Origin of the sequence: Neotabrizicola sp. VNH66 (assembly GCF_049445895.1) — a bacterium.
GTDB lineage: Bacteria > Pseudomonadota > Alphaproteobacteria > Rhodobacterales > Rhodobacteraceae > Pseudogemmobacter.
In genome coordinates, this window is record NZ_JBMSDW010000002.1 from 264802 (window position 1) to 276130 (window position 11329).

General features: G+C 63.5%; 10 protein-coding genes. 8 read left to right on the forward strand and 2 right to left on the reverse strand.

Translation table 11 applies throughout. From position 1 onward, the window contains the following. Positions 1–40 precede the first annotated feature (40 nt). A complete protein-coding gene (locus ACO2Q5_RS03820; protein ID WP_423288277.1) occupies positions 41–1186 on the reverse strand; it encodes a substrate-binding domain-containing protein in 1146 nt (381 codons plus the stop codon). 402 nt (positions 1187–1588) lie between these two features. Then, positions 1589–3175: a GMC family oxidoreductase gene (locus tag ACO2Q5_RS03825; protein ID WP_423288278.1), complete on the reverse strand. Its 1587-nt coding sequence runs from the start codon at positions 3173–3175 to the stop codon at positions 1589–1591. 198 nt (positions 3176–3373) lie between these two features. Between ACO2Q5_RS03825 and ACO2Q5_RS03830 the strand changes: the two genes are divergently transcribed. The 8 genes from ACO2Q5_RS03830 to ACO2Q5_RS03865 all read left to right on the forward strand — a co-directional run bounded on the left by ACO2Q5_RS03830 (position 3374) and on the right by ACO2Q5_RS03865 (position 11276). Continuing rightward, the gene (locus ACO2Q5_RS03830; protein WP_423288279.1) at positions 3374–4255 is read left to right on the forward strand and encodes a sugar phosphate isomerase/epimerase family protein; all 882 of its coding nucleotides are present in this window, start codon (positions 3374–3376) and stop codon (positions 4253–4255) included. Positions 4256–4534: 279 nt separating this feature from the next. Beyond that, positions 4535–5434 (forward strand): LysR substrate-binding domain-containing protein, encoded by a 900-nt coding sequence (locus ACO2Q5_RS03835; protein WP_423288280.1) that lies wholly within the window; start codon positions 4535–4537, stop codon positions 5432–5434. Between the two features lie 228 nt (positions 5435–5662). After that, positions 5663–6415 (forward strand): SDR family NAD(P)-dependent oxidoreductase, encoded by a 753-nt coding sequence (locus ACO2Q5_RS03840; RefSeq protein ID WP_423288281.1) that lies wholly within the window; start codon positions 5663–5665, stop codon positions 6413–6415. Positions 6416–6427: 12 nt separating this feature from the next. Then, entirely contained in the window at positions 6428–7279 is an 852-nt protein-coding gene (locus tag ACO2Q5_RS03845; protein WP_423288282.1) for a transketolase, read from the forward strand. Continuing rightward, positions 7276–8307 (forward strand): transketolase family protein, encoded by a 1032-nt coding sequence (locus ACO2Q5_RS03850; protein ID WP_423288283.1) that lies wholly within the window; start codon positions 7276–7278, stop codon positions 8305–8307. The genes ACO2Q5_RS03845 and ACO2Q5_RS03850 overlap by 4 nt, the downstream gene beginning before the upstream one ends. 109 nt (positions 8308–8416) lie before the next feature. After that, positions 8417–9415, forward strand: coding sequence for a TRAP transporter substrate-binding protein (locus tag ACO2Q5_RS03855; RefSeq protein ID WP_423288284.1), 999 nt, complete (start codon positions 8417–8419; stop codon positions 9413–9415). A 9-nt stretch (positions 9416–9424) separates the two neighbouring features. Then, positions 9425–10015: a TRAP transporter small permease gene (locus ACO2Q5_RS03860; protein ID WP_423288285.1), complete on the forward strand. Its 591-nt coding sequence runs from the start codon at positions 9425–9427 to the stop codon at positions 10013–10015. A 1-nt stretch (position 10016) separates the two neighbouring features. Further along, the gene (locus tag ACO2Q5_RS03865; RefSeq protein WP_423288286.1) at positions 10017–11276 is read left to right on the forward strand and encodes a TRAP transporter large permease; all 1260 of its coding nucleotides are present in this window, start codon (positions 10017–10019) and stop codon (positions 11274–11276) included. Positions 11277–11329: the final 53 nt, after the last annotated feature.

Below are 11329 nucleotides of genomic sequence, written 5' to 3' on the forward strand. Positions count from 1 at the left end.
ATGATGGCAGGGGCACCCGGGGGGCGCCCCTGCCGATGTCTCAGGGCAGCTCAACCTTGAAGGTCTTGGGGTCATAGTCGGGGCCCATGCCATGACCCATGATGAAATCGTCGGGCTTGTCAGTGGCCACATAATCCGCCAGCGGAACATCAGCCTTGATCGACGCGGTGTCATCGCCTTCGGACACGACGATCTGGAAGTTCACGTCGACCTGTTTCGGCACCGAAGCGCCCTGAAGCACCTCAAGCGCCACATCCACCGCCTTGATGCCCATGGACGGGGTGTAGTCGGCACCACAGAACTTGAAGCCATTGGTCTGCGCAGCTTTATACATGCCGTTCATGTCGCCACCGGTATGGGGCGGGATTTCTTCGGGCTTGAAGCCCGCAGCCAGAAACGCCTCGACCGAGCCAGACGCCTGCAGGCCGCTGTCGGACCAGACGCCGTCGATCTCGCGGCCCGAACGCTGGATGATCGCGGACATGATCTGCTTACCATTCGCCGGGCTCCAGCCGGTATATTGCGTGTCCAGAATCTCGATGCCGGGGAACTGGGCGAACACCTCGCGGGCGGCGGTCAGACGGGCTTCGGCGGGGCTGGAACCGGCAAGTCCGGGCAGCAGCACGATCTTGCCCTCTCCACCCAGCGTCTCAGCCATCCAGGCGGCGCAGGTGCGGGCCAGCGAGGCGTCCGAGGCGGTGACGAAGGATACGAAATTCTCGTCATCCTCGACGCGGCGGGCGACGGTTATGACCGGGATGCCTTGGCGCATGACGCGGCCCAGAATGGGGTTCAGCGCATCGGCGGTGGCGGGGTTCACGATCAGCAGGTCGATGTCCTGATTGACCAGATCCTGAATGTCCGAGATCTGCTTGGCCGGATCCGAATTCGCATCGGTCATTATGAATTTTTCGATCAGGTCCTTGCGCTGCGCGACCTGGAACTGAACCCCCTGTGCGAATGTCACCAGCCACAGATCGGCCTGCGAGGCATTGGCAAAACCGATGCGATACGGGCCATCCTTCTTGAAGCCCGAGGTGTCGACCATATCGGTCGTGCCCGGATTCCAGATGAAGGTGCGCGGCAGGCCATCGTATTCGGCATGCGCAACCACCGGTGCAAGCATGGTGCCAAGGGCCAGCGCGCCGATCACGCGGCGCGAACAGGACAGGATCGTTTTCTTCATGGGCTCCCCGCCATTTTTGAATTCCGATGCGGGAGATTTATCGGGGATTGATAGATTCTTGCGACTTCGCGCCCGCAAGAAACCTGACGCAACCTGAAGCGGGCAAGTGCGTCATGAACAGGTCAGGCACTTTGGGCTGGACGCGCAGCATTCGACAGTTCCGGGCGCCCGTTCCACCGCGACCCGATCACCTGATGCCATTGGGCCGGAGCGTCGCCCCAATCCGGCGCCGCCAGACCATCGACGCCGGGGAAGGTCTGCGGACAGCTTGAAGGCCAGCGTGTCCTGATGTTCGCTGGCGACCGTCTCTTCTGCCGCCAGCGCCGGGCCGGCGGTCCGAGGGACAAGGCGGATGATGGCCGCCACGGCCCCCTCCGCCAAGAGTGCCGGGCGTTATCCGCCTCACCTCCGCATCATATCCGACAGCTTCTCACCGATCATGATGCAGACCGCATTCGGATTGCCAGAAATCAAGGTCGGCATGATCGAGGCATCGGCGACCCGCAGCCCCTCAATTCCATGGACGCGCAACTGCGGATCGACGACCGCCATATCGTCGGTTCCTGCGCGGCAGGTGCCTGCCGGATGCAGCGCCGCATGGGCCGTGGTTTGGCAGAAGCGGCGCACCTGATCGCGTGACACCGGCCCCGGCACGGGCAGATGGCGACGCTCCACATAGCGGCTGATCGGGGATTGCTCCATCACATCCAATGCGAACATGGTGCCGTCGGTGATCGCATCCAGATCATAGGGATCGCCGAAATAGTTCGGGATCACACGCGGGAAGGCCGCGGGATCGGCGCTGTTAAGCTGCACTTCGCCGCGCGAACGCGGACGGATCTGGCCCAGATTGACCGTGCAGCCATTGCCGCCCGGAACCGCCTCGACGCCCTCTTCGATCCCGGCGCCGACCACCATGAAATACTGGATATCGGGATGTTTTTCGGCACGGTCTGCCCACCAGAAGGCCCCGCCCTCGATCAGGTTGGACGACGCCGGGCCGCCCTTGAACAACAGGTAATCCAACCCGGCCAGAGCCTTCCAGTGCAGCTTTTTGTACTTGTCGTAGCTGTGGGGGCCGTTCAGCTGATAGATCAGCGAAATCTCGATATGGTCCTGCAGGTTCTGGCCGACGCCGGGCAGGTCATGGATGACTTCAATTCCATGGCGACGCAGCTGCTCTGCCGGGCCGATCCCGGAAAGCATCATCAGCTTGGGCGTGTTGATGGCGCCCGCCGACAATATGACCTCGCGTCGGGCGCGGATGGTGCGGGTCTGACCCTTGTGGACATATTCGACGCCCACCGCGCGGCCGTTTTCAACCAGAACCCGTACCACACGCGCACCGGTGCACACGGACAGGTTCCTGCGTTTGCGGGCGGGTTTCAGATAAGCAACCGCCGCGCTGCTGCGACGTCCGTTTTTGGCGGTGATCTGGTAAAGTCCGCAGCCTTCCTGTGCGCCCGAGTTGAAATCCGGGTTCAGCGGCACCCCCTTCTGCTGGCAGGCTTTCAGCCAGGCGCGCGTCAGCGGATGGATATGGTCCACATCCGACACACCCAAGGGGCCGTCGATGCCATGGGCCTCATTGCAGAAGCGGTTGTTGTCTTCTGCCTTTTTGAAATAGGGCAGGACGTCATCGTAACCCCAGCCGGTCGCACCAAGACGTTCCCACATCGCGTAATCGCCGGGGTTCCCGCGGATGTAGATCATCGCATTGACCGAAGAACCGCCCCCCAACACGCTGGCCTGCACCATCGTCGGCTGTTCGGTGCGGTTCTGACCATCCGTCGGCTCCCAGGGGAAGCGTTTGAGCAACGGGCCCTGGGCCGTCTTGTAATAGGCGCCGGGGATATGGATGTAGGGGTTCAGATCGCGCGGACCCTCCTCCAGCAAGACAACCTGCGCATCCGCGTTTTCGCTGAGGCGTGCCGCCATGACGCAGCCGGTCGATCCTCCGCCGATGATGACATAATCCGCCCAGTCCATCGTTCCCCCAATCGTCCTCCGGCATGATTGACGCAGTAAGCTGGGCGGCGGGGGCCTTGGCAATTTCGCAAGCATGAGGCTGATGACGCAACGGCGCGCAGAGGTTGCGTCAGATTGCGCAGGAATTCGTTGCGCTGCGCAATTGTCAGGACGGTGGCTTGCGCGGAAAGTTCCCCTATCCCGGAAAAGGAGATGCCGATGTCCGCCCCGCGCCAGAAAATCCTCCTGCATTCGCTGATCGCCAAGGACGCGCCGATGGCGATAGACCTGAAGATCGCGGCCGATCTGGGTTATGACGGTATCGAGATTTCCGCCGCCAAGATGCGCGCCTTTCTTGCCGCGGGCTGGACAGAGGCCGATCTGGCCGCCCGCCTGCGCGGTTATGACATTCCCGGCACGGGTTTTCTGCTGGATATCGAACGGCACGGCAAGGACGCCGCCTCGCTGTGGCAGGACGCAGAACAGCTTTTTCATCTGGCACAGGTTGCGGGAGCCAAGGGCGTACAGGTGATTACCGGCCCCGTCTCCGTCGCGACGGTCAGACGTCATGGCGCGGGCCTGGCGGTCGATGGCTATACGGGTGTTCTTGGCCTGCCGCGCGAAGACCAGATCCGGATCACTGCCGACAATCTGGCCCGGCTGGCCGATATGGCGGCCGAGAAAGGCCTGATCCTTTACCTTGAAGCGTTAGGCTGGTGCCCGCTCAACACCGTCTCGGACCAGCTGGAACTGATCGACCGGACGGCCCGGCCCAATGTGAAGATGGTGGTCGATTTCTGGCATTGCTACGTCTCGGGCGACACGCCCGAGGTGATCGCGCGGATTGACCGGGACATGATCTATGGCGTGCATGTCTGCGATTCCCTGCGCCATGACGGTGGCCACCCCGATGAATCATTGCTGCGCGACGTGCCCACCGGGGGCGGTGTGCTGAACCTTCAGGAATGGGTGGATGCCGTCAAGGCGACCGGCTATGTCGGCTGGTGGAGCGGGGAACTGTTCTGCCGCAAACAGCATCAGGACGACAGTTTCGCGGTTGCCGCCGGGATGAAGAAGCTTCTGGACCGGCTGGTGCTCTAGCGTTTCCGAAACGGGCAGATACTTCCCTGCGGTGATCGTCTCCCCGGCGCGGTCCTCGTCGCAACTCGCCCTGCCCTCAAAGGATCGCCTCAGGCGAATGCGGCCGGGTTCCACAATGCATGTCCCCGGCTGGCCCATCCGGGCGGCCGGAACGTGACCGGACGCGCATCAATCAGACCAATGACGCCGGAGCTGAATTGCGCGATGCCGCCGTCCTGATGCAAAAGAGCGTTCACGGCTTGCATACCACTGGCCATCCGACGACCGGGAGCGTTCGACATGACACTCAAAGTTCCGGTGGCAACACTGCGTATTTTCGAATCTGCGGCGCGCTGGCAGTCCTTCCACGCGGCGGCACAGGAACTGGGGCTGACCCCCAGCGCGATCAGCCACGCCATGAAACGGATGGAAGATTCGCTCGGCATCGTGCTGTTCGAGCGCGAGGGCCGGTCCTTGCGGCTGACGGCCAGCGGGGAGACGCTGAAACTGCATGCCTCCCGCGCGTTCGAGGAAATGCGGCTGGGGCTGGATATGGTCTCGGCCCGCAAGTCGCATCTGCTGCGGCTGCATTCCGCGCCCAGCTTTGCGGCCAACTGGCTGACCCCGCGTCTTGCGGGCTTTCTTGCCCTGCATCCCGAGATCGAGGTCCGGCTTTCCGCCGGGGTGGATTACGCACGGTTCGACACCGATGAATTCGACGCCGATATCGTCTACGGACCACCGCGGCAGAAGGGGCTGGACGTGACCCCGCTTTGTGAAGAAGCGGTCACGCCGCTCTGTTCGCCCAAGCTGGCCGAGCATATCCATTCGGTCGAAGACCTGCTGCGGCACCCGCTGATTCAAAGCGAGTTCAAGCAGATCCGCTGGCCGCAATGGCTTGAGGCGAACGGTGCCGCCAATGCTCATGTGCCTTTGGGTTCACGTTTCGACCGGAGCTTTCTGGCGCTGATCGCGGCCGCCAACGGCCTTGGCGTTGCGCTGGAATCCACACTTCTGGCGCAGGCAGACCTTGCCGCTGGGCGTCTGGTGGAGCCTTTGAAAGATCGAAACAAGCCATTGACTTACATCGGACACTACTTCGTCTGCCCGCGCGGACAAAGGCCCCGCGCACCGCTTCGGCTGTTCCGCACATGGCTGTTGGCGGAACTGGCGGTGGGCGGCCCGTCCATGGACGGTTGACGCTCGGAAAGATGAATCCTTGTCACCTATTGGTGCCAAACATTCGTTTGTTGCAACCCTGCCAGTCGCTTAGTGAATAGCTCAGGAGGAGATCGGCGGGGAGGCCGAGCGGGAGAACCACACCGGGCGCGCCGCGGGTGCGCCAGGACGCTCGACAAGCGCCAACTCATTCCACGCAATCGCAATTCCGGTGCGCCACAGGCGCATCGCGCCGATATGGAGTGGCCAATGCTGCTTGCTGACAAGACATGCATCATCACCGGGGCGGCATCGCCCCGAGGCATCGGGATGGCTGCGGCCAGACTGTTCGCCGAACAGGGCGCGCGGGTCGTTATTCTGGACCTTGATGCACAGGCGGCGCAGGCCGCGGCCGCCTCGCTGGGCGAGGGCCGCCATATCGGGCTGGCCTGCAACGTCACCGACAAGGACGCCTGCCTTGCCGCTGTCGCCCATGTGCTGGACACCACCGGGCGTATCGACGTTCTGGTGAACAATGCCGGGATCACCCAGCCGGTCAAGCTGATGGATATCACCCCCGAAGGCTATCAGGCGGTGCTGGACGTGAACCTGCGCGGCACGCTTTACATGAGCCAGGCCGTGGTGCCGCAGATGCGGGCGCAAAAGTCGGGCTCGATCATCTGCATGTCCTCGGTCTCGGCGCAGCGCGGCGGCGGCATCTTCGGCGGCCCGCATTACAGCGCCGCGAAGGGCGGCGTGATGGCGCTGGCCAAGGCTATGGCGCGCGAACTGGGCCCCGACAACATCCGGGTGAATTCGGTGACGCCGGGCCTGATCCAGACCGACATTACCGGCGACAAGCTGACCGATGATCTGCGCGCGAAGATCATCGAAGGCATCCCGCTGGGCCGTCTGGGCGAGGCCCGCGATGTGGGCCGGGCCTATCTGTTCCTTGCTTCCGATCTGTCCGCATATATCACCGGCGCGGTGATCGATGTGAACGGCGGAATGCTGATCCACTGAGAGCGCCGCATCATGTCCCAGCAGATCCCCGATCTTCCCAATGCGCTGACCTTGGCCCAGCGCGCCCGCAACATCCGCCGCCACGCCCTTCGCATGGGCGAGGTGCAGGGTCAGGGCTATATCGCGCAGGCCCTTGGCGTGGCCGATGTTCTGGCCGTGTCCTACTTCCACGCCATGACCTACCGCCCGGAAGACCCGGAATGGGAAGGGCGCGACCGTTTCCTGCTGTCGATCGGCCATTACGCGATCGCGCTTTATGCGGCCCTTCTGGAGGCGGGCATCCTGCCGATGGACGAGCTTGAAAGCTACGGCGCAGACGACAGCCGCCTGCCGATGTCCGGCATGGCCGCCTATACGCCGGGCATGGAAATGACCGGCGGCAGCCTTGGTCAGGGTCTGGCCGTCGCCGTGGGCGTGGCGCTTGGTTTGAAGCGCAAGAAATCCGGCAATTTCGTCTATTGCCTGTTCTCCGATGGCGAGCTGGGCGAAGGCTCCACCTGGGAGGGGGCATGGTCCGCCGCCCACTGGAAGCTGGACAATCTGATCGGCATCGTGGACGTGAACAACCAGCAGGCCGATGGCCCCGCCCGCGATGTGACCGGGTTCGAGCCGCTGGCCGACCGCTTCCAATCCTTCGGCTGGCATGTCGAACGGGTGAACGGCAACGACATCGGCGCGCTGGTCGCCGCCTTCGATGCCTGCCGCAATCTGACCGAACCAAAGCCGCGGATCGTGATCTGCGACACCAGAATGGCCAAGGGCGTGCCCTTCCTTGAAGCGCGCGAGCGCAATCACTTCCTGCGGGTCGAACCGCAGGAATGGCAGGATGCACTGGCGCTGATCGACGCGGAGGATGTGCAATGAAACGCAGCAAATACGAACGCCCCGCCTGGCTGTCGCATCCGCGCAGCGGAGAGCGGCTGACCACCTCGGCCATGATCGCCTCGCTGGCCGGTCCCGATCAGCGCACCAAGCCCGCCCCCTTTGGCCATGCGCTGGCGAAACTGGCCGAAGAGCGGCCCGAGATCGTGGGCCTGACGGCGGATCTGGGCAAATACACCGATCTGCACATCTTCCAGAAGGCGCATCCGGATCGCTATTACCAGATGGGGATGGCCGAACAGCTTCTGTTCGGGGCGGCGGCCGGGATGGCGCGCGAAGGCTTCCTGCCATTCGCCACCACCTATGCGGTTTTTGCCGCCCGCCGCGCCTATGACTTCATCGCCATGGCCATCGCGGAAGAGATGTTGGACGTGAAGATCGCCTGCGCCCTGCCCGGTCTGACCACCGGCTATGGCCCGAGCCATCAGGCGACCGAGGATCTGGCGATCTTCCGCGGCCTGCCGAACATGACGATCATCGATCCCTGCGACGCGCTGGACATCGAACAGGCCGTGCCTGCCATGGCTGCGCACAAAGGGCCGGTCTACATGCGTCTTCTGCGCGGGCAGGTGCCGCTTTTGCTGGACGAATACGACTACCGCTTCGAAATCGGCAAGGCGAAGGTGCTGCGCGGGGGCAGCGATGTGCTGATCATCTCGTCCGGCATCATGACCATGCGCGCGCTGGAGGCGGCCAAGGCGCTGGAGGTCGACCGGATCGACGTGTCGGTCCTGCATGTGCCCACGATCAAGCCGCTGGACGAAGCCACGATCCTTGCCGAAGTGGGCAAGGGCGGACGCCATGTGATCGTGGCCGAAAACCACACAAGGATCGGTGGTCTGGGCGAGGCGGTGGCCACGGCCCTGCTGCGCCACGGCGTGACGCCTGCCAGCTTCCGTCAGGCGGCCCTGCCGGACGAGTTTCTGGATGCGGGCGCCCTGCCGACCCTGCACGACCGCTATGGCCTTTCGACAGAACGTCTGTCCGGGCAGATCCGCGCCGCCATCTGAGCGGGGAAAGATCGCAACCGACCTGAAACAGGATCGCCGCGCGGGCCGGGTATGGCCCCCCGGATGGAGACCGCCGGCGATCATCACAAAAGGCCATGAGGAGGATACCATGACCCATTCCGCATTCCGTTTTACCACCGGCATCGCGCTGGCATTTTCACTGACGCTGGGCCTGACCGGGCCTGCGCTGGCCGAAATCACGCTGACGCTGGGCCACGGCGGGGCGCCGGGCAATCCGCGCACCCTTGGGGCCGACGAATTCGCCCGTCTGGTGCATGAACGGTCGAACGGCGAAATGACCATCAAGGTCATCGGGGCCGAACAGCTGGGCGGCGATACGTCGATGCTGACCAGCCTGCGCACCGGCGCGCTGAACTTCACGGTGAACAGCCAGGGCGCCTCGTCCGGCCTTGTGCCCGAGATGGCCGCCCTTGGCCTTCCCTATGTCTTCGAAGACTCCGCCGCAGCCTTCAAAGTGCTTGATGGCCCGATTGGCGACCAGCTGTCCGAAAAGTTCTCGGCTCTCGGGATCGAGGTGCTGGATTGGTGGGATAACGGGATGCGTCACACCACCAATTCGAAAAAACCGATCACCACCCCTGCCGATCTGGCCGGCATGAAGATCCGCACCCCGGCTGACCCGATGCTGGTGGACATCTTCGAATCCTTCGGCGCCTCGACCCAGCAGATCGCCTTTGGCGAACTTTATATCGCGCTGCAACAGGGCGTGGTGGACGGGCAGGAGAACCCGCTGGCCAATATCTCCAGCAACAAGCTTTACGAAGTGAACGGCTTCGTGTCGCTGACCGGGCATGACTGGCAATCCGCGCCCTTCCTGATGTCGGCGATGACCGCCGCACAACTGACGCCCGAACAGCTGGAGATCATCCGCACCGCGGCAAAGGATGCGGGCGATCTTCAGCGCAAGCTTTTCGCGGAATCGGATGCAAAGGTTCTGGCCGAGTTTGAAGCGAACCCCGCCATCGCGGTGAACACCGTCGAGACCGAGGCCTTTCGCGCGGCAACCCAGCCCGTGATCGAAAAGTGGAAGTCCGGCCCGATCGGCGCCTTCGTCACCGATCTGCTGGCCGCAGCACAGCCGAACTGAGGATTTCCCATGGCCCCCGAACATCATCACGCGCCGCCTTTCGGCACCGAACTGAATGCGCCTCTGGTCGAAAAACCGCATTGGCTGGTCACGCTGACCGACCGGGTCGATCATCTTGTTGCCGTCCTGTGCCGGACGGCCGTGCTGCTGACGGGGGCCGCCCTCACCATCGTGCTGACCATCGGGGTCGTGGGACGTTATGTCCTTGTCTCCGGCGGGCTGGCCGCTGTGCAGGAACTGCCCGAGCGGCTGTTCCCGTGGTTCATCGTCGCCGGTATCGTGCTGGCAGCGCAGGCGGGCGGGCATATGTCCGTCGAATGGCTGCCCGGAAAGCTTGGCCCCCGCGGACGCCGCAACCTGTTCATCGCCTCGAATGCCATCGTGATCGTGGCCTATGCCGTCCTGACGCGTGAGGCTTTGCGTCTGGCTGAGATTGCCAGCATCGAGCGCAGCCCCGTTCTGGGTCTATCCGGGGCGCACGGGCACTGGGCAATGGCCGCGGGCTTCGGCCTGACCGCCATTGTCACCATCTGCTCCTGCCTGCGCACCGCCGTGCGCGGCACCGAAGCCGCCTATCACACCCGTTTCGAGGAGATCTGACATGACCCTGATCCTCGTTCTGACCTTCGTCGTTCTGATGATCCTTGCCGTGCCCGTGGGCCATGCCCTCGTCATCGCCGGGGGCGTTGCAATCCTTTACGAAGGCATCGTGCCGCTGATGGTCGTCGGGCAGCAGATGTTCGACCAGACCCAATCCTTCCCGATGCTGGCCCTGCCGTTCTTCATGCTGGCGGGTACGCTGATGATGGGCGGGCGCCTTGGGCAGGAGCTGCTGGACTTCGCCGCCGCAGGGATGAAGCGCTTTCGCGGCGGTGAGCTTTCGACCACGGTTGTGGCCTCGGTCGCCTTCGGCGGCGTGTCGGGCAGCGCCGTGGCCAATGCCTCTGCCCTCGGCTCGATCCTGATCCCGTGGCAGAAAAAGCGCGGCTATCCGGGCGGGCTTTGCGCAGCGAACAATGCGACCTCGGCCGTGATCGACATCCTGATCCCGCCCTCCATTCCGATGATCCTTTATGCGCTGGTCAGCGGCGTCAGCGTGGCCGATCTGTTCGTGGCAGGCATCCTGCCGGGGCTGGTCATGGCGGCAGGCTTCATCTTCGTCTGCTGGGCCATCGCCCGCAAACGCGGCTATCCGGTTTCCACCGAAAAAACCGACCGCAAGGCATTCCTGCGGCTGATGATGCGCTCCAGTCCGGCCATCGCGCTGCCGGTGCTGATCATCATCGGCCTGCGCATGGGCTTTGCCACACCCACGGAAATGGCTGTCCTGTCCGTCATCTACTCGCTCATCCTGAGCCTGACGCTTTACCGTGACCTGAGCTGGCGCCGCTTCTACGATGCGATGGTGGGCGCGGGCGTTGCGACCGGCGTGGTGATGCTGGTGATCATGGGCAGTGCGGTGATCGGCTGGCTGCTGACCTTCGATCAGGTGCCGGTGATGTTTGCGAACTGGGTGGTCGAGACGTTCGACAACAAGATCGTCATCCTGATCGTGCTGAACATCCTGATGCTGATCGTCGGTATGCCGCTGGACCTGCCCCCGGCCATCCTTCTGCTGGGTCCGATCTTCGTGCCGCTGGCCGCCTCCATCGGACTGGACCCGGTGCAGCTTGGCCTGATCATGGTGATCAACCTCGGTATCGGGCTTTATACCCCGCCGATCGGCACCACGCTTTTCATCTCCTCCTCGATCGCGCGGGCCAGTCTGGCCGAAACGACCCGGGAACTCTGGCCCTTCTTTGCGATGGCGATGGTGGTGCTGCTCATGGTGACATATGTCCCCGCCCTGACAGTCTACTAGGGGCGGGCATTAACACCCGGCAGCCGGGCCCCAGATCGTAGCCCTGCTGACCG

What these genes read in the sequence shown, in the direction of transcription:
- ACO2Q5_RS03830 (WP_423288279.1), top strand. Translation starts at nt 3,374, where the DNA reads ATGTCCGCCCCGCGCCAGAAAATCCTCCTGCATTCGCTGATCGCCAAG.
- ACO2Q5_RS03850 (WP_423288283.1), top strand. Translation starts at nt 7,276, where the DNA reads ATGAAACGCAGCAAATACGAACGCCCCGCCTGGCTGTCGCATCCGCGC.
- ACO2Q5_RS03865 (WP_423288286.1), top strand. Translation starts at nt 10,017, where the DNA reads ATGACCCTGATCCTCGTTCTGACCTTCGTCGTTCTGATGATCCTTGCC.
- ACO2Q5_RS03835 (WP_423288280.1), top strand. Translation starts at nt 4,535, where the DNA reads ATGACACTCAAAGTTCCGGTGGCAACACTGCGTATTTTCGAATCTGCG.
- ACO2Q5_RS03860 (WP_423288285.1), top strand. Translation starts at nt 9,425, where the DNA reads ATGGCCCCCGAACATCATCACGCGCCGCCTTTCGGCACCGAACTGAAT.
- ACO2Q5_RS03840 (WP_423288281.1), top strand. Translation starts at nt 5,663, where the DNA reads ATGCTGCTTGCTGACAAGACATGCATCATCACCGGGGCGGCATCGCCC.
- ACO2Q5_RS03825 (WP_423288278.1), bottom strand. Translation starts at nt 3,175, where the DNA reads ATGGACTGGGCGGATTATGTCATCATCGGCGGAGGATCGACCGGCTGC.
- ACO2Q5_RS03845 (WP_423288282.1), top strand. Translation starts at nt 6,428, where the DNA reads ATGTCCCAGCAGATCCCCGATCTTCCCAATGCGCTGACCTTGGCCCAG.
- ACO2Q5_RS03820 (WP_423288277.1), bottom strand. Translation starts at nt 1,186, where the DNA reads ATGAAGAAAACGATCCTGTCCTGTTCGCGCCGCGTGATCGGCGCGCTG.
- ACO2Q5_RS03855 (WP_423288284.1), top strand. Translation starts at nt 8,417, where the DNA reads ATGACCCATTCCGCATTCCGTTTTACCACCGGCATCGCGCTGGCATTT.